The sequence below is a fragment of the Spirillospora sp. NPDC047279 genome (assembly GCF_040643285.1).
GTDB lineage: Bacteria > Actinomycetota > Actinomycetes > Streptosporangiales > Streptosporangiaceae > Spirillospora.
In genome coordinates, this window is sequence record NZ_JBEYUA010000007.1 from 128,981 (window position 1) to 147,406 (window position 18,426).

Below are 18,426 nucleotides of genomic sequence, written 5' to 3' on the forward strand. Positions count from 1 at the left end.
TACCTGCCGACGCCTTACTGCGGACGACCGTTCGAGGACGGCCCCGGCGCGGGAGCCCCTGACCCGGACGACGCCGACGACCCCGACGATGCCGGCGAGCCCGCCGCCGGCCCGGACGGGGCCGGGGCGGGCATGGCCGGTGCACCCGCGCCGATGGCGGCCGGGGCGGCGGCCGCCGGCTCGGCGGGCAGCTCGGGCATCGTGCGCCCGGCCTTCATGGCCGCCAGCCGCGCCTCGACCTCGGTCTTGGTCTCGACGTTGGCCAGGTTCTCGAACTGGGCGTCCAGCGACGACGCGGCCAGCTCCTGCTGACCGGCGACCTGGGCCTCCATCCGGCGGATCTTGTCCTCGTACCGGCCGAGGTCGCTGGTCGGGTCCAGCACGTTGATGTTCTTCACCGACTCCTGGACCTGGGCCTGCGCCTGCGCCGACTTGGCCCGCGCGACCAGCTCGTCCCGCTTGCCGCGGATCTCGGTCAGCCGGCCCTTCATCTGGTCGAGGCCGGTCTTGAGCTTGTCCACCACCTCGCGCTGCGACGCGATCATCGGCGCCGCGGCCCTGCCCGCGTTCTCCGCCTGGATCTGGCGCTCCAGCGCGACCTTGGCGAGGTTGTCGAACTTCTCGGCGTCGGCGGCGTTGCCGGCGGTCCGCAGCCGGTCGGCCTCCTGGCTGGCGGCGAGCGCCTTGCCGCCCCACTCCTGGGCCGCCTCGACGTCCTTGGCGTAGTCGGCCTCCTGGAGGCGCAGGTTGCCGATCGTCTGCGCGATCGACGACTCGGCCTCGGCGATGTTGTCGGTGTAGTCGCGGATCAGCTGGTCCAGCATCTTCTCCGGATCCTCGGCCTGGTCCAGCGCGGCGTTGACGTTCGCCCGCAGCAGCTGGGTCATGCGCCCGAAGATGCTCTGCTTCTCGCTCATACGGTGAAACCCCCTGTGGATGGTCGATCAGAAACGGCCGCCGGCGCCGCGCCGGCCGCGGGTCGCCGGGCCGCCGAAGCCGCCCGGACGCGGACTGCCGCCGCCGCGGCTCCTCCCGCCGCGGGAGGCGCCACCGCCACCGCCGCTGAGGATGGTGTCGATGAGGATGCCGCCGAGCACCGCGCCGCCCAGGCCGCCGCCGAAGCTCCCGGATCCGCCGCCGGGCGCCGCCCCGCCGCCGAACATGCCCCCGTACCCGTTGACGTCCTGGTTGGCGACCTGCGTCGCCTGCTGGGCGTGCGAAGCCGCCTGCTCCGCCGCCGCGAGCGCGGACAGCGGATCGGTGGCGGCCAGCCCGACGGCGCGTTCGAGCTGCCGCTGCGCCTCGGCCAGCCGGGTGCGGGCGGTGCTGCCCACGGCGCCGCGGCGGGTCGAGATGAAGTCCTGGGCCGCGGCGACCTCGCTGCGCGCCACCAGGACGGCCTGGTCCAGCTGGGCCCGCGCGCTGCGCTGCCGTTCCTGCTCGTCGCGGACCCCGGCCATCGCCTGGTCGAGCGCCCCGTGCGCCTCCTGGACCCGCTGCAACTCGGCGATCGGGTCGATGCGCCCGGCGGCGACGCTGGCGTGGACCTGCTGGAAGGCGCTCTCGGCCCGCGCCACGTGCGGCGCCAGCTCGTCCTTCCAGCGTGGGTCGTCCAGCAGCGCCCTGGCCGCGGCCAGGTCCTGCTCGGTGTCCTGCAGCGCGGCCTCCAGGCCCCGGTCGGCGTCGTCGAGCTCGCGGTCGCGGCGCTGGACGGCCTCCAGCAGCTGGGCGGCCTGGCCGACCGCCGATTCGGCGGCCTGCACCGCCAGCGCCGCCTGGCCGGTCTCGCCCCGGCCCAGCCCGTCCTTGGCCTGGCCGAGGGTCCGCGCCGCGAAGTCGAGCCGCGCCGCGGCCTCGTCGGGGTTGGCGGCGACCACCGCCACCGCCGACTCGGCGTGGTCCTGGGCCATCTGCGCCACCATCTGCCGGGCGGGCTCGATCCCCACCGCGAGCCTGCGCTGGTTCTCCTCGACCTCCTCCAGCACCGCGGGCGCGTTCTTCTCCAGGTCGCGGAGCCGGTCGAAGGCGGCCGACTCGGCGTCGAGCCGCCGGCCCGCCTCCTCGCAGCGGCCGACGATCTCGGTGAGCATGGCGTGCCGGGTGGCGTCGTCCTCGGGGACCTCGTCGTCGAGCTCCTGGCGGATCCGGAACGCGGCGTTCAGCTGCTCCTTGCCGAACGTGACCGCCGCCGCGAACGGGGCCGCGGCCTCGGCGCCGAACTGCGCCTGCGCGAAGCCGACCTCCTGCTCGCTGGTCCGTACCGCGTCGTCGGTCTGGACGAGCAGCAGCGAGGCGCGCTTGTCGAGGTCCGCCAGGCTCTCCCGGCCCGGCCCGCCGGGGCCGCCGGACGCCCCCGTTCCCCGGCCTCCCTGACCGCGGCGGCGGCTGCGGGCGTAGAGGAACGCGCCGCCGCCCACGAGCGCGACACCGCCCACGGGCACGAGCCAGACGAGCGGGCTGGTGCCCTCGTCACCGGCGGGCGAGGCCTCGCCGGGAGTGATCTGGGGCGTCGGGACCGGCTGCCCGGACAGCGCGGCGGCGTAGCCGTCGGCCGCGCCGACCGCCGCCCCCGCCCAGTCGTTCTGCTGGAGCGCGGGCTCGATCGCGACCGAGGCCACCTGGTCCAGCTGCGCGTCGGTGAGCGAGAAGTCCTGGTCGGCAGACACCGCGTACTGGCGGGCCCCGGTGGCCACCGCCATCAGCAGGTCACGCCGCCCGAGGCCGCTCTCCTGCGCGGTCCGGTCGGCCCAGGCGGCCGCGCTCATCCCGGAGAAGTCCTTCACGTACACCACGAAGAGCTGCACCCGCTGGTCGGCGTTGAGCCGCGCCAGCGCGACGCGCACGGCCTGCTCGCGGTCGCCGAGGGCGCCGACCCGGTCGGTGATCTGGCCGGACACCGAGAACGGCGCCTCGGCCGCCACCGGACGCCACGGCCCGAACAGCACGACGAACGTCAACAGCCCGATGAGCACGCCCGCGGCACGCCCGGCAATCCGCTTGGCCATCGTCCCCCCTGGAGCGGTCATTCCCGCCCTGACCTGCGCGATCACGCATATTTGGGAGAGATGGCCGGTCCATGGGGCCGGGATGGGCCGGGTATGGGCCGGCCGTGGAGATCGGCCGCCGCCCGCTACCGGGTGGCGTCGTTGGCCAGGTGGCGGCCGATGACCATGCGCTGGATCTGGTTGGTGCCTTCGAAGATCTGCATGACCTTGGCCTCCCGCATGTACCGCTCGACCGGGAAGTCGCGGGTGTAGCCGTAGCCGCCGAGCACCTGGACGGCGTCGATCGTCACCTTCATCGCCGCGTCGGTGGCGACGAGCTTGGCGATGGACGCCTGGCGGCCGAACGGGAGGCCGCGGTCCTTGCGGCGGGCCGCGTCCAGGTAGGTGGCGCGCGCGGACTCGACCGCGGCGGCCATGTCGGCCAGCAGGAACGCCAGCCCCTGGTTGGCGATGATCGGACGGCCGAACTGCTCGCGCTGGGTGGCATAGGTGACCGCGTGGTCCAGCGCGCCCTGGGCCAGCCCCACGGCGCAGGCGGCGATGCCGAGCCGGCCGGAGTCGAGCGCGGACAGCGCGACCGGGAACCCCTGCCCCTCCTCGCCCAGGCGCCACTCCGCCGGAACGCGGACGTTGTCGAAGTGCAGCTGCGCCGTCGTCGAGCCGGTGAGGCCCATCTTGCGCTCGGGCGGCCCGAAGGTGAGGCCCGGCATCTGCCCCTCGACGAGGAAGCAGCTGATGCCGCGGCCGCCCTCGTCGGACGTCCGGGCGAACAGTACGTAGAAGTCGGCCTCGCCGCCGTGCGTGATCCAGGTCTTGGTGCCGGAGACCAGGTAGTGGTCGTCGACCGCGAGCGCCCGGGTGCTGAGCGCGCCCGCGTCCGAGCCCGCGTGCGCCTCCGACAGCGCGTACCCGCCGAGCAGGTCGCCGCCGAGCAGCTCGGGCAGCTGCTTCTGCTGCTCCTCGGTGCCGTACCGGGCGAGCGGGAAGCAGGAGAGGCTGTGCACGCTGACGCCGACCGCGACCGAGGCCCAGACCGAGGCGATCTCTTCGAGCACCTGGAGGTACACCTCGTACGGCTGCCCGCCGCCGCCCTGCTCCTCGGGGTAGGGCAGGCCGAGCAGCCCGCTCCGGCCGAGCAGCCGGAAGACGTCGCGCGGGAAGGCGCCGGTCTCCTCGGCGGGAGCCGCGCGCGGCGCGAGCTCCTTGCGGACGAGCTCGCGGGTCAGCGCGATGAGATCTTCGGCCTCGGGGGTGGGGAGCATACGTTCAGCGGGCATGGTGCCCATCTTCCCGGATCGAGGCGACCGCAGCGAAGCGAGGATCGCCTTGAGACCGGATTGCGGGGGTCTGGGGGTCGTCCCCCAGAAGGCGGGGTGCGAGGCGACCGCAGCGAAGCGAGGATCGCCTCGAGACCGGATTGCGGGGGTCTGGGGCGCCCCCACGACCTCAGGAGGTCAGTTCGCGTTCCAGGGGGGTGCGGAAGCGGGGGGTGGCGCGGACGTCGCCGTACCAGGCGGGCAGCCGGGCGGCCTCGGCCTCGATGGCGGCCTCGGCGTCGGCTCCGACGTCCTCCAGCAGCCGGGTGGCGATCTCGCCGTCCTTGCGCTGGGCCCAGCCGCCGACGATGCGGCCGTCCCACCAGATGGTCGGGCCGACGTTGCCGTTCTTGTCGAAGAGCGCCGGGCCGTGGTCGCCGAGGTACCAGGACCTTGCCTGCCAGCCCATCGGGGTGGGGTCGAGCGCGGGCAGCAGCGCGGCCCAGGGCTCGGGCGCGGGCACCGGTTCGAGGTCGTCGGACAGCAGCAGCCCGGTGGTGCCGCCGAGGTCGACCTCGGTGACGTCCAGGCGGGCGAGCCCCTTCTTGACGTCGCCCAGCGTCCAGCCCGTCCACCACTTCAGGTCGGAGACCGGCGCCGGGCCGAACGAGCGGAGCCACGCGCGCAGCAGCTCGGCGCGGGCCTCGTCGGCGGGGAGTACAGGAACGCCGCCGGGCAGCCACGCCTCGATCGGCGCCCATCGGTACTGGCTGCTGATCCACGAGCCGTTGGGCCGGCCGCGCACGATGCGGCCTTCGGCGCCGAGGGTGACGAGCACCCAGGTGGTGATGCTGGTCGGCTTGGAGTAGGCCTTGCCGGGCGCGGCGTCGATCCGCGTGCGCAGCCGCGGCTCGTCCGCGCTGAGCTGCGCGCCGGTGGCCTCGCCGCGCGCCACCAGCGCGTCGTGCGTGGCCCGCTCGACGTCGCGCCACCAGCCCTCGACGTCGTCCTCGATCACGCCGGCCTGCTCCAGGAACCTGGCGTAGGTGCGGCGCTGCTTGGCCGCGAGGGCGTCGGCGCAGGAGGCCTGGAGCACGGGCACCAGCTCGACCGGCACCACGAACATGGTCCGCCGCATCGCCAGCATGCGCAGCAGCGCGCGGTCGTCGTAGAGCGCCTTCTCGACGAGCGCGGGGGTGGCGGCCGTGCTCCGGGCCGCCACCGACAGGAACACCGTGGCCGGGTCGGTGGCGTGCAGCGCCACCAGCGAGCGGGCGATCTCGACGACGTCGTCGCGGCGGGCCGGTGGCGCCAGCCGGTGCCGCATCGCCAGCCGTGCCCGCCGTTCCTGCTCACTGATCGAACGCATGGGCGAATCCTATGCCGTCCGGCCGCGGGCCCGGCCACCCGCGGGCAGGGACCTAGCCGCCGTTGGAGATCCGTACGACGACGTTCTCCTTGGTGACCGACTGGACCTGCACGTTGAAGCCCTCGGACTGCTCGCTCTCGCCGACCGGCACGGTGACCTGCTGCCCGCCGATCTTGAGGGTGACGTTGTTGCCCTGGACCGCCACCAGCTCGGCCTTGATGCCGAGGATCGACGCGCTGGCGTCGACACCGCGGTCGAAGGTCACGGTGCAGGCGTTCAGGTTGCAGTCGGTCTTGGTGTTCTCGCCGCCGCAGGCGGCCACCGCCGCGAACGGCAGCAGGACGAAGGGGAGGACGGCGAGTCTGCGTCTGACAGGGGAGATCATGGCTGTGAGTCTATGAGGTGCCCACCCGGTGTCACGCCGTTCCCAGGGAGGAATCGGAGGATCCGGAAGTAGTACCCGGCGGTGACTCCTCAGGGTGTGAGGCGGGCCGGCACGGCGTCGATGGCGGCGATGCCCTCCCCGGCCTCCGCGCCGGTGATGGTGCAGGGCGGCGTGACGTGCGGCCGGTATCGCCGGGTGGCGCGCCGCCAGCTCGCGCAGGCCGGGCCCGAGCACCTCGCCGCGCACGTCGTCGGCGCCGTGCGGGCTGAGGGCGACCCGCGGGATCAGGTGCCGTGGTGCTGGCGGCCGTTGACGATGTCGCCGCCCACCTGGTGGCGCAGCGTCTCCAGGATGGGCGCCGTGGCGACGATGATCCAGCGCTTGCCGACCAGGTAGGAGCCGCCCCACGGCTTGGCCTCCTCCAGCCACGCCTTCTGGCCCTGGTCGGTGGTGAAGCCCACGACGGTGTAGCGGCCGGTGCCGGTCTGGCAGGCGCCCTGGCGGAGCTCGTCGGCGTTGCGGCGGCCCGAGAGCGTGCAGCCCGTCTGCTGGGCCAGCTGCTCGATCGTGGCGGCCTTGGCCTGGGGGGCGTCGTGCCCGGCGTGCGATCCGCCGTTCAGCTTGCTGCAGCCCGCCAGCAGTGCCAGGGCGGGGGCGGCCAGTAGGGCGGCCTTGACGTAGTGCGGAATGCCCATGGTGCGTCCTCCCGGGAAGGTGAGATTCCGGGGGGTGGTACGCGTCACGGAGGGCGGAGGTTCAGGAGATGTGGAGGGTTCGGCCGCGGAGGGCCGGGGCGCGCGGAGTTCGCAGGGAGCGCGGGGTTCATTCGCGGGGTGCGCGGGGTTCAGATGAGGCGTCCGGCGGCGGCTGCGCGGACCTCCGCCTCCTCGGCGGGGTCGTGATGGAGCCGCTGGAGGCGGATGCGGGTCTCGCCGGTCAGCGGGACGGCCTGCGCGGCGATCTCGCGGACGCCCTCCTCGCAGTCCCACAGGCCCTCGACGGTGTAGGCCTCGGCGGTGTGCGGCGCGGTGCGGGTCAGGGCGGTCAGCACGCGCGGGCGCAGATAGGCGTAGGTGGACTCGGTCCACGCCGTCTTGAGCAGCGGGACGGCCTCGCCCGCGCGGAGCCTGCCCAGGCCCTCGATCGGCCCGGCGGCGTCGCTCCAGTCGCGTCTGTACAGGGCGTCGCGCAGCTCGCTCATCAGCAGCGGGATGTCCTGCCGGGTGCCGTGGCGGGCCAGGATCCGCAGTGCCATGTCCTCGCAGCCGTTGTGGGCGGCGGCCCAGGCGCGTGCCCGGGGGAGCGCGTCCGGCCCGTACTCGCGCAGGGCCCGGCACACCGCGCCGCCCCATCTGCTCGGCCGTTGCGGGAGAAGCTCCTCGGCCAGGTCGAGGAGGCCGGGCGCCCGGCGCCGGCCGAGCTCGAAGATGGCGGCCACCGCGCCGTCGTCGCGGCGCCGGGCCAGATCGAGCAGCTCGGACTCGGTGCGCTGGGAACGTCCCGCACCGGCACCGCCGGGCCGGCGCGCCGGGTGCGCCGCCCCCCGGCGCCGGGCCACGGCGGCCGCGACGCGCGGCTCCGCCGCGGCCCAGTTGTCGATCACCGGATTGGGCGGACGGTTGACCAGCTCGTCCAGGGTGTCGTCGTCGCACCGCGCGGCGACCAGGCCGGTCATTCCCGTCGTCAGGGACGGGTCGCGCAGCTCGATCAGCTCTTCGAGGGCGTCGAACCAGTGGGTGCCCTCGTCGGCGTACCGCCGCAGCACCAGCGCCGCCTCCCGGCGGCTGAGCCGGACGAGGTCGCCCAGCACCTGGAGCCCGAGCCACACCCGGCTCTCGTCCTCGTCGCCCTGGTCGGCCGGGTCGAACAGGTGGTCGGCGACCGGGCCCACGGGCATCTCGAGATCGACCATCAGCCGGGCGTAATACAGCCCCCGGGTTTCGCACTGCTGATCCCAGCGTGGATCACGCCTGACACAGTCGTAGACGTACTCGCCCGCGCCCGGTGTGTCGGCCGCCCTGCGCGCGGCCCGGCCCAGGCCCCGCTGCAGTTGCCCGTGCAGCGTGCCCGCTGATTCCAAGACGACCTCGTTGTTCACCACAGAAGAATGCGCACCGGAGTAGATATCGGGCAAGTGCTTTACTCCGAATGTACGGCCTCCCGGCGCCCGGCGGGCCGGTGACCCCGGTGCCCGCGCGGGTGACCACCCGGCCGCCGAACGGGCTGGTCAGCTCCGATCGGGCCGCCGACCGGCGGGGGAGCGTGCCGCGCGGCCGGGCGCGGGATTCCGGACGGCCCGAATCCGGGGTGATGAGGGCTGTCTCCGTGTCCGAAGATGAGGGGCCCGCTCCGCGGAATGCGGGCCGGCTCACAACCGGCTCACAACCGGCTCACAACCGGCGCTGCGCGATCCAGCTGGAGTGCAGATCGGCGTACACGCCCGGCTCGGCCACCAGCCGGTCGTGCGGGCCGCGCTGGACGATCCGGCCGGCGTCGAACACGATCACCTCGTCGGCCGCCTCGGCCGTGGACAGCCGGTGCGCGATGGAGATGGCGGTCCGGCCGCGGGTCACGCCGTCCAGGGCACGCTGGAGGCGCACCTCGGTCGCCGGGTCGACGGCCGACGTCGCCTCGTCCAGCACCAGCAGGTCGGGGTCGGCGACGTAGGCGCGCGCCAGCGCGACCAGCTGGCGTTCACCGGCCGACAACGACTCGCCGCGCTGGCCCACCGGGGTGGCCAGGCCGCGCGGCAGGCCCTCCAGCCAGTCGGCCAGCCCCAGCTCGGTCAGGGCGAGCACCAGGTCCTCGTCGGTCGCGTCCTCCCTGCCGTAGCGGACGTTGTCGGCGAGCGAGGCGTCGAACAGGAACCCGTCCTGCGGGACCATCACGATCCGCTCCCGCAGCGAGGAGAACCGCACCTCGCCGAGCGGCACCCCGTCCACCCGCACCTGGCCGGCCGTGGGGTCCATGAGCCGGGTCAGCAGCTTGGCGAACGTGGTCTTGCCCGACCCCGTCTCACCCACGATCGCGACCCGGCTGCGCGGCTGGATGACCACGTCGACGTCGTGCAGCACGGGCGGCCCGCCGGGGTAGGCGAACCCGACGCCGTCGAACGACACCTGGATCGGGCCGCGCGGCAGGACGGCGCCGTCCTCGCCCGGGTCGGCGACGTCCGGGACGGTGTCCAGGACGCCGAGCACCCGGCGCCAGCCGGCGATGGCGTTCTGCGCCTCGTTGAGGGTCTCGGTGGCGGCCTGCATCGGGCTCACGAACAACGTCACCAGGAAGAGGAACGCGATCAGCTCGCCCGCGGTCAGGTGCCCGCCGATGCCGAGCAGCACGCCGGCGACCACGACCCCGGCGGTCGCCGTGGCGGCGACCAGCTCGCTGGTGGGGAAGGTGAGCGCGACCAGGCCCTGGGCCCGGGTCTGCGCCTTCCGCGCCGCGTCGACCGTCTCCTCGACCTTGCCGCCGGTGCGCTCCTCCGAGCCGTACGCGCGGATCACCGACGCGCCGACCACGGACTCGCTGACGGCGGCCAGCAGGTCGCCCATGCGCTCGCGGACCCGCGTGTAGGCACCGGCGATCAACCGCTGGAACCGGCGCAGCGCGAAGGCCAGCGGCACGAACGACACCCAGACCAGCAGCGCCAGCGGCCACGAGTAGACCGCCATCAGCACGCTGGCCACCAGCAGCTGGCCCACCGAGATGATGATGATCAGCCCGCCCCACTGCATGAACTGGCTGATCTGGTCGACGTCGCCGGTCACCCGCGAGACCAGGGCGCCGCGCCGCTCGGTGCTCTGGGTGAGCATCGACAGGTCGTGCACGTGCCGGAAGGCCTTGACCCGGAGGGAGGCCAGCCCGGTCTCGGTGGTCCGGTAGAGCCGCACGTTCATCGCGTACGCGCTGACCGCGGTGAGCAGCACGGCCACCGCGCACAGCAGGACGGCGGTGCGCACGAAGCCGACGTCCGGCTGCCCGCCCGCGCCGCCCAGGCCCTTGTCGATCGTCTGCTGCACCGCGATCGGCACGACGACGCGGCCCGCCGTCGCGACCAGCGCGAGCGCCAGCGTCCCGCCGAGCCCCGCGCGGAACTCCGGGCTCAGCCGCAGCCCGCGTTTGAGCGTGCTGACCGCGCCCTCCCGTGCGGCGACCTCGTTCAACGCCGTCATGCCAGGGCCTCCCTGCCGCCGGAGACCGTCTCGTCACCGGTGTCGTCGCCGTCGTCGATGGCGTCCTGCTCGGCCTCGGCCCGTTCGTAGGCGTTGACCAGGTTGCGGTAGCCCTCCGACCGTTCGATCAGTTCGAGGTGGGCGCCGCGGTCGAGGACGCGGCCGTGCTCGATGTAGACGACCTCGTCGGCGAGCGCGATGGTGGCCTTGCGGTAGGCGACCACGACGACGGTCGCGCCCCGGCCGTCCTCGGCCTCCTGCGCCTCGCGCAGCCCCTGCAGGATGCGCGCCTCGACCTGCGGGTCGACGCTGGAGGTGGCGTCGTCGAGCACGAGCAGCCGGGGCCGCCGCACCAGCGCCCGCGCCAGGGCGAGCCGCTGCCGCTGCCCGCCCGACAGCGTGGCGCCGCGTTCGCCGACCTTGGTGTCGAGGCCGTCGGCCAGCGCCGCCACGAACCCGTCGGCCTGCGCCAGGCGCAGCGCCTCCCAGACGCGCTCGTCCGGCACGTCGAGCCCGAGCGTCACGTTGCCGCGCACGGTGTCGTCGAACAGGAACGTCTGCTGCGGGACGAGCGCGGCCGTCGCGGCCACCCCGCCCTGGCGCACGTCGCGCAGGTCCATGCCGTCGAGGAGGACCGCCCCGTCGGCGGGGTCGACCAGCCGGACGAGCAGCGAGGTGAGCGTGGACTTGCCGGACCCGGTGGGACCGACCACGGCGACCGTGCGGCCGGGCTCGGCCGCGAACGAGACGTCGTGCAGGATGTGCCGCACCTCGCCGCCCGCGCCGGGCTCACCGGTCTGGCCCGGCACACCGGCCTTCCCGGGCCCTTCGGCCTCCGCGGGCACGCCTAGGTCCTCGTCGGCCGCCGTCTCGTAGGCGAAGCGGATCTCGCGGACCTCCAGGGTGGCGGCGCCGCCACCGGCCAGGCCGCCGGCGCCGTAAGGGAGGGAGCCGCTCGCGTCGAGCACCGACCGGACGCGCTCCCAGCCGACGACGCTGCGCGGCACCTCGGCGAGCACCCAGCCCAGCGCCCGGATCGGGAACGCGAGCAGCGTGAACAGGTAGGCCACGTTGACCAGGTCGCCGGCCGTCATGGCCCCGGCCTGCAGCCGGACCGTGCCGACCAGCAGGACGGCGAGCACGCCCAGGTTGGGCAGCGCCTCCAGGATCGGGTCGAACAGGCCGCGGATCCGGCCGACCGCCACGTTGGCGTCCCGCAGCGCGTTCGCGCGCTCGGCGAACCGCTCGGTCTCGGTGTGCTCGCGGCCGAGGGTCTTGACCACCAGGCCGCCCTCGAAGCTCTCGTGCGCGACCTCGCTGACCTCGGCCCGCAGCTGCTGCGCCCGGGTGGCGATCGGGGCCAGCCGCCGCTGGTAGAGCACGTTCAGCAGGGCGATCGCCGGGAAGACCAGGAAGCCGACGATCGCCACCATCAGATCGGTGACCAGGATCGACACCGCCGCGATGATCAGCATGAACACCACGCCGACCGCCATCGGCAGCGGCGCGATCGGCGCCCACGCCGCCTCCACGTCGGCGTTGGCGTTGGACAACAGCTGGCCGGTCGGGTGCCGGTGGTGCCAGGCGAGCGGCAGCCGGAGGTACTGCCTGGTCACGGCCCGCCGGTAACGGGCCTGCATGCGGTACTGCATCAGGCCCGCGTAGAAGCGCCGTCCCGCGACGCCGAGCGCCTTGAAGAGCGCCACCCCGATGATCGCGCCGGCCGCCGCCGCCAGCGCGCCGGCCGTGGTGTCGCCGGAGCGGAACGCCGGCAGCATGACCTCCTCGGTCACCCAGCCCAGCACCCGGGCCGTGGCCACGGTCATCAGCGCGTAGAGGGCGCTCGCGAGCACCGAGACGGTGAACACCCGCGGCTCGGCGCGGATCGCGACCCCCAGCACCCGCATCCCGTCGCGCAGGATGTGACGGCTGACACGTGGGGGCGGTGCTGCTGGCACGGTGCGACTCCGGGCGGTGGGGGATCTGGGCCTGCACATCCCTACCATCCGCGTCCGTCACTTATTCCCGGGCGAGCGGCGCGACGCTTACCGTGCGTCGGCATGACGGGGTCTTCCGGAAGTGTGCACACTAAGTCAAGAATTAGCCGTTTTGTACCAAAGAATTTGCGTCGACAAGTGTGTGCGCGGTCTCCTCGCGACGCCGGGAAGCGGACGGGGCGGGGGTGCGGCAGCCCCGGCGGGGCAGGGGCGCGCGGGGGTTCTCTACCGCGCCCTCACCGTCCCTGTGCAAGGTTGTCAAGACCCTGGCCGAGACAAGTTGGAGCCTTTAACGGGTCGGTAACGCGGTCGTTCACGATGAGGTGAATCGCGGTGGTTGGAGCTCCTCCGCTTTACGCGGAACCGGTGATACGGTGGGGTCGTCGGTTGCAGTCGTGGTTCTCGATCGTTTGTACGGACGCCCGCGGACTGATGGCAGCGGGCGTTTTGGCTTTTCCGGGACGAGCCGGGGGCGAGAGCGTTCCGCAGTGACCGCGCTGGGCCCGCGAGGTGTGGGCCCATGTTTTGCCGCAAGGAGAAAGACATGCCCCAGCAGGGCACCGTAAAGTGGTTCAATGCCGAAAAGGGCTTCGGCTTCATCGCCGTCGACGGCGGAGGGCCGGACGTTTTCGTGCACTACTCGGCGATCCAGTCCTCCGGGTACCGCACCCTCGACGAGAACCAGCGCGTCCAGTTCGAGGTGACTCAGGGTAACCGGGGCCCGCAGGCCGACCAGGTCGTCCCCCTGTAACACCTGTTAGACGTACGGCAGGGCCCGCATCCCGCTCCGGGATGCGGGCCTCGTTGTGTCCGGGGTCTTCGCAGGCGGCACAATGGATCCCATGTCCGCTCGCCCGTCCAATCTGGACCCCAAGATCGCAGACCGTCTCAAGCGCACCGAGGACGGACTCGTCCCGGCCATCGCCCAGCAGTACGACACCGGTGAGGTGCTCATGCTGGCGTGGATGGACGACGAGGCCCTGCACCGCACGCTCACCACCGGCCGCGCCACCTACTGGTCGCGCAGCCGCGGCGAATACTGGGTGAAGGGCGAGAGCTCCGGCCACCAGCAGTGGGTCAAGTCGGTCGCGCTCGACTGCGACAAGGACGTCATCCTGGTGAAGGTCGACCAGGTCGGCGCCGCCTGCCACACCGGTGACCGCACCTGCTTCGACACCGACGTGCTCGACGCCGTGATCGGGGAGCGTCCCGGCGCATGACGGCCGGGCGTGAGCGAGGGCTGGCCGCGCTGCTGTGCGCGGCCGGTGCCGGGCTCGTGCTGCTCGCCGCCGGCCGGACGTGGGCGGCGGTGCGTCCCGGCGACGCCGTCACCCCGTTCGTCCAGGAGCTGACCGGACGCGACCTGACCGGAGCGGCGAGCGCGCTCGGCTGGGCCGGGCTCGCCGGCCTGGCCGCGCTGTTCGCCACCGGCGGCAGGGTCCGCGCCGGGGTCGGGCTGCTGCTGGTGCTCTTCGGCGCCGGCATCGGCTACGCCTCCGTCACCGCCGTCGGCCGGTCGCACGTGATCGACGCGGCCGGCGACAAGCGGGCGCTGCTCGCCCTCACCGCCGACCCCGCCGTGGACGTGAGCGCGTGGTGGACGGTGTCGGTCGCCGGCGCCGTGCTGCTCGCCGCGGCCGGCGTGATCACGCTGCTGCGCGGCGCCCGCTGGCCCGGCATGTCAGCGCGCTACGAACGCGGGAGCGGCGCCCCCGGGTCCGGGGCCGCCGCCGCGGCGCCGCGCCGCGCCGGATCCGGTGCGTCCGATGAGAAGGGCACCGCCGCACCGGCCGACGCGGCCGACCTGTGGAAGTCCCTGGACCGCGGCGAGGACCCCACCGCGGACACCGCCGAAGCCACCGACGACACCGCCGAAGCCACCGGCGACACCGCCGAAGCCACCGCCGACACCGCCGACACCGCCGCGGACACCGCCGAAGAGCGGCGGCCGTGACCACCGAGGGCGGCGGGCGCGTCCTGATCGTCGAGCACGAACCCGCCGTCGCCGAGCTGGAACGCCGCTACCTGGTCCGGGAGGGCTTCGAGGTCGAGGTCGAGACCGACCCGGCGCGCGCCCCGGCCGCCGCCGCCCTGATGCGGCCGGATGTGGTCGTGCTCGACGTGTCCACCGCCGCCCGCCCCGCCGAGCTCTACCGGCGGGTGGCCGAGGCGGTGCGCCCGGCACCGGTGATCGCGGTGACCGGCCCGCTCGACCAGGCGGCCGGGCCCGGCCTGGGCGAGCATCGCGTCACCCGCCCGTTCGGCCCCCGCCTGCTGGTCGGCGCGGTCGCCGAGGCACTGCGCCGCGGCGAGACGCCCGAGGCGCCCGGGGTCCTGCACGCCGGGCCGGTGATGCTCGACCCGCACGGGCGGGCGGTGGCCGTCGGCGAACGGGGCGTCGCGCTCACGGTGACCGAGTTCGACCTGCTGGAGTTCCTGATGGGCAACCCCGGCCGGGTCTTCACCCGCGAGCAGCTGCTGGACGCGGCGTGGGGGCCGGGCGCGGGCGCGGGCAACCGCACCGTCGACGTGCACATCGCCCAGCTCCGCGCCAAGCTCGGCGAGGAGAGCCCGATCAGGACCGTACGGGGCGTCGGTTACGTGCTGGACGCCTGACCAGGCCTACCCTGGTGGCATGACCCGAGTGAACGCCCGGGCACGGGGCTCGCTGCGCGCCCCGCTCGGCGTCCTGGCCGCGGCCGCGGCGGGCGTGGCGCTGGTCGCCGTGCGCGACCCGCACGAGGCGGGCAACTACCCGAGCTGCCCGCTCTTCGCCCTGACGGGCACCTACTGCCCGGGCTGCGGCGCGATGCGCATGGTCAACTCGCTCGCGCACGGCGACGTCGGCGCCGCGTTCGGCCTCAACCCGCTGCTCTTCCTGCTGCTGCCGGTGTTCGGCTACCTGTGGGTCAGGTGGACGGTGGCCACCGCGCGGGGCGAGCCGATGCGGTCCGTCCTCTTCCGGCCACCGGTCGTGGTCGGGTTCATGGTGGTCCTCGTGGCGTACTGGGTGGTCCGCAACCTGCCCTTCGCGCACTTCCTGGCCCCGTAGGGGGTGTCGCGGGCGTCCCCCGGGCGGGGCCGGGTTCGTGGGCGCCGCCCGCCTCCGGCTACGATCGGTGCACGGATCGACCGGAAACAGGGGGCCCAGCGCGTGAGTGTTCTCGACGAGATCATCGATGGCGTCCGGGCCGATCTCGCCGAACGGCAGCGAGAGGTGTCGCTCGACGACCTCAAGGCGAAGGCCGACCAGGCGCCCGCGCCGCGCGACGCGTACGCGGCGCTCCGCGGGCCCGGTGTCGGGGTGATCGCCGAGGTCAAGCGCAGCAGCCCGTCCAAGGGCGCGCTGGCCGCGATCGCCGACCCGGCGGCGCTGGCCCGCGACTACGAGGCCGGCGGCGCCAAGGTGATCAGTGTCCTGACCGAGCGGCGCCGGTTCGGCGGCAGCCTCGACGACCTGGCCGCCGTCCGCGAGAACGTCGACATCTCCGTTCTCCGCAAGGACTTCATCGTCACCTCCTACCAGCTGTGGGAGGCGCGCGCGTACGGCGCCGACGTCGCCCTGCTGATCGTCGCCGCGCTGGAGCAGGACGCCCTGGTGTCCCTGGTCGAGCGGGCCGGGTCGATCGGGCTGCTGCCGCTGGTCGAGGTGCACACCGAGGAGGAGGTGACCCGCGCGGTCGACGCGGGCGCCAAGGTCATCGGGATCAACGCCCGCGACCTCAAGACCCTCAAGGTCGACCGGGACACCTTCTCCCGGCTCGCGCCGCTCATCCCCAAGGACATCGTCAAGATCGCCGAGTCCGGCGTGCGCGGCCCGCACGACCTGCTGGCCTACGCCTCGTCCGGCGCCGACGCCGTGCTGGTGGGGGAGAGCCTGGTGACCGGCAAGGACCCGCGTTCGGCCGTCGCCGACCTCGTCGCGGCCGGCGCGCACCCCGCCCTTCGTCAGGGTGGCTGAGCGGATCCGGTAGGTTACGGTCATGCGCATGGAGCCGCTGCACGAACGATGGCGCGCTTATCTGACATCTCACTAGAAGCAGATAAGCCCTTCTCGACGTACGACAGGACGAGATTTCAGATGACCATCGACGCCGTGCGCGGCGCTGAATCACCCGTGCCCGATGCGACCGGCCACTTCGGGGTCTTCGGCGGGCGGTTCGCGCCCGAGGCCCTCATGGCCGCGCTCGACGAGCTCGACCGCGAGTTCCAGGCGGCCAAGGCCGACCCGGAGTTCGTCGCCGAGCTCGACGACCTCCTCAACAACTACGCCGGGCGCCCCAGCCTGATCACCGAGGCCAGGCGCTTCGGCGCCGAGGCGGGCGGCGCGCGGATCCTCCTCAAGCGCGAGGACCTCAACCACACCGGCTCGCACAAGATCAACAACGTGCTGGGCCAGGCGCTCCTCACCAGGCGCATGGGCAAGAAGCGGGTCATCGCCGAGACCGGCGCCGGCCAGCACGGCGTGGCCACCGCCACCGCCGCCGCCCTGCTCGGCCTGGAGTGCACCGTCTACATGGGCGAGGTCGACACCGAGCGGCAGGCGCTCAACGTGGCGCGGATGCGGATGCTCGGCGCCGAGGTGATCCCGGTCAAGACCGGCAGCCGCACGCTCAAGGACGCCTGCAACGAGGCGTTCCGCGACTGGGTCGCCTCCGTCGACCACACCCACTACTGCATCGGCTCGGTCATGGGCCCGCACCCGTTCCCGATGATGGTCCGCGACTTCCAGCGGATCATCGGCGTCGAGGCGCGCGAGCAGGTCATCGAGCTGACCGGCGCGCTGCCGGACGCCGTGATCGCCTGCGTCGGCGGCGGCTCCAACGCCATCGGCGCCTTCCACGCGTTCATCCCCGACGAGGGCGTCCGGCTGTACGGCTTCGAGGCGGGCGGCGACGGCGTCAAGACCGGCAAGCACGCCGCGACGCTGGTCGGCGGCTCGCTCGGCGTCATCCACGGCATGCGCACCTACCTGCTCCAGGACGACGACGGCCAGACGCTGGAGACCCACTCGATCTCCGCCGGGCTCGACTATCCGGGCGTCGGCCCCGAGCACTCCTGGCTGCACGACAGCGGCCGGGCCGAGTACCGTGAGATCACCGACGCCGAGGCGATGGACGCGTTCTCCCTGCTCTGCCGCACCGAGGGCATCATCCCGGCGATCGAGTCGGCGCACGCGCTCGCCGGCGCGCTCAAGGTCGGCCCCGAGCTGGAGCGGACGCTCGGCCGTCAGCCGGTCATCGTGGTCTGCCTGTCGGGCCGCGGCGACAAGGACATGCACACCGCGGCCGGCTTCTTCGGCCTCATGCCCGAAGGTGAGGAGGCCAAGTGAGCGCCCAGGTCGCCTACGACAAGGCCAAGGCCGAGGGGCGCGCCGCGCTCGTCGGCTACCTGCCCGCCGGGTTCCCCTCGTTCGAGGGCTCGATCGACGCCCTCAAGGCCATGGTCGAGGCGGGCTGCGACGTCATCGAGATCGGGCTGCCCTACACCGACCCGATGATGGACGGGCCGACCATCCAGGACGCCGTCCACCAGGCGCTGGTCGGCGGCATCAAGGTCGCCGACGTGTTCCGCACGGTCGAGGCCGTCGCCGCCACCGGCGTGCCCACTCTCGTGATGACCTACTGGAACCCGGTCGACCACTACGGCGTCGAGGCGTTCGCCCGCGACCTGAAGTCGGCGGGCGGCGCCGGCCTGATCACGCCCGACCTCACGCCCGAAGAGGCCGGCCCCTGGCTCGAGGCGGCCGACGCGCACGACCTCGACAAGGTCTTCCTGGTCGCGCTCAGCTCCACCGACGAGCGCATCGAAAAGATCACCCAGGCCTGCCGCGGCTTCGTCTACGCCGCCTCGCTGATGGGCGTCACCGGCGCCCGCACGGCCGTCGACACCGGCGCGCCCCGGCTCGTCCGGCGCACTCGCGAGACCATCGAGCGGCGGGGCCTCTCCCTGCCGGTCGGCCTCGGCCTCGGCGTCGGCAACGGCGCGCAGGCGGCCGAGGTCGCGGGATTCGCCGACGGCGTCATCGTCGGCTCGGCGTTCATCCGCCGGCTCCTGGACGCCCCGGACCCGGCCGCGGGCCTGGCCGGCGTGCGCGCGCTGGCCGCCGAACTGGCCGAAGGCGTCCGCAAGGGCGGCTGACAGGCCGAGCGGACCCGCGCCGTTTCCTACGGCGAGCTTACGCGCGGTCCCCTAAGGTGTTCCTCAGCCCGGGAGCGGCGGTCTGCGCCGGCCCGGGC

At 73.6% G+C, this 18,426-nt stretch carries 17 protein-coding genes; 8 read left to right on the top strand and 9 right to left on the bottom strand.

Annotation, left to right across the window (positions count from 1 at the left end; translation table 11 throughout):
• Window positions 1-14: 14 nt before the first annotated feature.
• The 9 genes from ABZ810_RS19370 to ABZ810_RS19410 form a co-directional block, all read right to left on the bottom strand.
• Window positions 15-917 carry a PspA/IM30 family protein gene (locus ABZ810_RS19370; protein WP_358404689.1) on the bottom strand — a complete coding sequence of 301 codons (903 nt, stop codon included), beginning with the start codon at window positions 915-917 and terminating at the stop codon, window positions 15-17.
• Between the two features lie 27 nt (window positions 918-944).
• Window positions 945-3,005 carry a TPM domain-containing protein gene (locus tag ABZ810_RS19375; protein WP_358404690.1) on the bottom strand — a complete coding sequence of 687 codons (2,061 nt, stop codon included), beginning with the start codon at window positions 3,003-3,005 and terminating at the stop codon, window positions 945-947.
• Between the two features lie 125 nt (window positions 3,006-3,130).
• Window positions 3,131-4,282, bottom strand: coding sequence for an acyl-CoA dehydrogenase family protein (locus tag ABZ810_RS19380; protein WP_358404691.1), 1,152 nt, complete (start codon window positions 4,280-4,282; stop codon window positions 3,131-3,133).
• Between the two features lie 169 nt (window positions 4,283-4,451).
• On the bottom strand, window positions 4,452-5,630 hold the full coding sequence (locus ABZ810_RS19385) for a winged helix DNA-binding domain-containing protein (RefSeq protein ID WP_358404693.1): 1,179 nt from the start codon (window positions 5,628-5,630) through the stop codon (window positions 4,452-4,454).
• A gap of 52 nt (window positions 5,631-5,682) precedes the next feature.
• A complete protein-coding gene (locus ABZ810_RS19390) occupies window positions 5,683-6,015 on the bottom strand; it encodes a hypothetical protein (RefSeq protein ID WP_358404696.1) in 333 nt (110 codons plus the stop codon).
• Window positions 6,016-6,299: 284 nt separating this feature from the next.
• Window positions 6,300-6,710 (bottom strand): hypothetical protein, encoded by a 411-nt coding sequence (locus ABZ810_RS19395; protein ID WP_358404698.1) that lies wholly within the window; start codon window positions 6,708-6,710, stop codon window positions 6,300-6,302.
• Window positions 6,711-6,859: 149 nt separating this feature from the next.
• Window positions 6,860-8,113 (bottom strand): hypothetical protein, encoded by a 1,254-nt coding sequence (locus ABZ810_RS19400; RefSeq protein WP_358404701.1) that lies wholly within the window; start codon window positions 8,111-8,113, stop codon window positions 6,860-6,862.
• A gap of 292 nt (window positions 8,114-8,405) precedes the next feature.
• Window positions 8,406-10,190, bottom strand: a complete 1,785-nt coding sequence (locus ABZ810_RS19405; protein WP_358404703.1) for an ABC transporter ATP-binding protein — start codon at window positions 10,188-10,190, stop codon at window positions 8,406-8,408.
• Window positions 10,187-12,097, bottom strand: coding sequence for an ABC transporter ATP-binding protein (locus ABZ810_RS19410; RefSeq protein WP_358405503.1), 1,911 nt, complete (start codon window positions 12,095-12,097; stop codon window positions 10,187-10,189). The genes ABZ810_RS19405 and ABZ810_RS19410 overlap by 4 nt, the downstream gene beginning before the upstream one ends.
• A 634-nt stretch (window positions 12,098-12,731) precedes the next feature.
• Here ABZ810_RS19410 and ABZ810_RS19415 point away from each other — a divergent pair.
• From ABZ810_RS19415 to trpA, 8 genes are all read left to right on the top strand, one after another.
• Entirely contained in the window at window positions 12,732-12,938 is a 207-nt protein-coding gene (locus ABZ810_RS19415) for a cold-shock protein (RefSeq protein WP_018657218.1), read from the top strand.
• Between the two features lie 91 nt (window positions 12,939-13,029).
• Complete coding sequence (gene hisI, locus ABZ810_RS19420) at window positions 13,030-13,407, top strand: phosphoribosyl-AMP cyclohydrolase (protein ID WP_358404707.1); 378 nt, start codon at window positions 13,030-13,032, stop codon at window positions 13,405-13,407.
• The gene (locus tag ABZ810_RS19425; protein ID WP_358404709.1) at window positions 13,404-14,141 is read left to right on the top strand and encodes a Trp biosynthesis-associated membrane protein; all 738 of its coding nucleotides are present in this window, start codon (window positions 13,404-13,406) and stop codon (window positions 14,139-14,141) included. The genes hisI and ABZ810_RS19425 overlap by 4 nt, the downstream gene beginning before the upstream one ends.
• The gene (locus tag ABZ810_RS19430) at window positions 14,138-14,803 is read left to right on the top strand and encodes a response regulator transcription factor (protein WP_358404710.1); all 666 of its coding nucleotides are present in this window, start codon (window positions 14,138-14,140) and stop codon (window positions 14,801-14,803) included. The genes ABZ810_RS19425 and ABZ810_RS19430 overlap by 4 nt, the downstream gene beginning before the upstream one ends.
• A 19-nt stretch (window positions 14,804-14,822) precedes the next feature.
• Entirely contained in the window at window positions 14,823-15,239 is a 417-nt protein-coding gene (locus tag ABZ810_RS19435; protein WP_358404713.1) for a DUF2752 domain-containing protein, read from the top strand.
• 102 nt (window positions 15,240-15,341) lie between these two features.
• Window positions 15,342-16,148 carry an indole-3-glycerol phosphate synthase TrpC gene (gene trpC / locus ABZ810_RS19440; protein ID WP_358404714.1) on the top strand — a complete coding sequence of 269 codons (807 nt, stop codon included), beginning with the start codon at window positions 15,342-15,344 and terminating at the stop codon, window positions 16,146-16,148.
• A gap of 120 nt (window positions 16,149-16,268) precedes the next feature.
• Complete coding sequence (gene trpB, locus ABZ810_RS19445; protein WP_358404716.1) at window positions 16,269-17,519, top strand: tryptophan synthase subunit beta; 1,251 nt, start codon at window positions 16,269-16,271, stop codon at window positions 17,517-17,519.
• Complete coding sequence (gene trpA, locus ABZ810_RS19450) at window positions 17,516-18,328, top strand: tryptophan synthase subunit alpha (protein ID WP_358404719.1); 813 nt, start codon at window positions 17,516-17,518, stop codon at window positions 18,326-18,328. Before trpB ends, trpA begins: the two co-directional genes overlap by 4 nt.
• The last annotated feature ends 98 nt before the right edge of the window (window positions 18,329-18,426 follow it).

Bases quoted from the DNA above. Each gene is read 5' to 3' on its own strand.
- ABZ810_RS19375 (WP_358404690.1), bottom strand. From the start codon at position 3,005: ATGGCCAAGCGGATTGCCGGGCGTGCCGCGGGCGTGCTCATCGGGCTG.
- ABZ810_RS19390 (WP_358404696.1), bottom strand. From the start codon at position 6,015: ATGATCTCCCCTGTCAGACGCAGACTCGCCGTCCTCCCCTTCGTCCTG.
- ABZ810_RS19410 (WP_358405503.1), bottom strand. From the start codon at position 12,097: ATGCGGGTGCTGGGGGTCGCGATCCGCGCCGAGCCGCGGGTGTTCACC.
- ABZ810_RS19370 (WP_358404689.1), bottom strand. From the start codon at position 917: ATGAGCGAGAAGCAGAGCATCTTCGGGCGCATGACCCAGCTGCTGCGG.
- ABZ810_RS19395 (WP_358404698.1), bottom strand. From the start codon at position 6,710: ATGGGCATTCCGCACTACGTCAAGGCCGCCCTACTGGCCGCCCCCGCC.
- ABZ810_RS19435 (WP_358404713.1), top strand. From the start codon at position 14,823: ATGACCCGAGTGAACGCCCGGGCACGGGGCTCGCTGCGCGCCCCGCTC.
- ABZ810_RS19425 (WP_358404709.1), top strand. From the start codon at position 13,404: ATGACGGCCGGGCGTGAGCGAGGGCTGGCCGCGCTGCTGTGCGCGGCC.
- hisI (WP_358404707.1), top strand. From the start codon at position 13,030: ATGTCCGCTCGCCCGTCCAATCTGGACCCCAAGATCGCAGACCGTCTC.
- ABZ810_RS19415 (WP_018657218.1), top strand. From the start codon at position 12,732: ATGCCCCAGCAGGGCACCGTAAAGTGGTTCAATGCCGAAAAGGGCTTC.
- ABZ810_RS19385 (WP_358404693.1), bottom strand. From the start codon at position 5,630: ATGCGTTCGATCAGTGAGCAGGAACGGCGGGCACGGCTGGCGATGCGG.
- trpB (WP_358404716.1), top strand. From the start codon at position 16,269: ATGACCATCGACGCCGTGCGCGGCGCTGAATCACCCGTGCCCGATGCG.
- ABZ810_RS19405 (WP_358404703.1), bottom strand. From the start codon at position 10,190: ATGACGGCGTTGAACGAGGTCGCCGCACGGGAGGGCGCGGTCAGCACG.
- ABZ810_RS19380 (WP_358404691.1), bottom strand. From the start codon at position 4,282: ATGCCCGCTGAACGTATGCTCCCCACCCCCGAGGCCGAAGATCTCATC.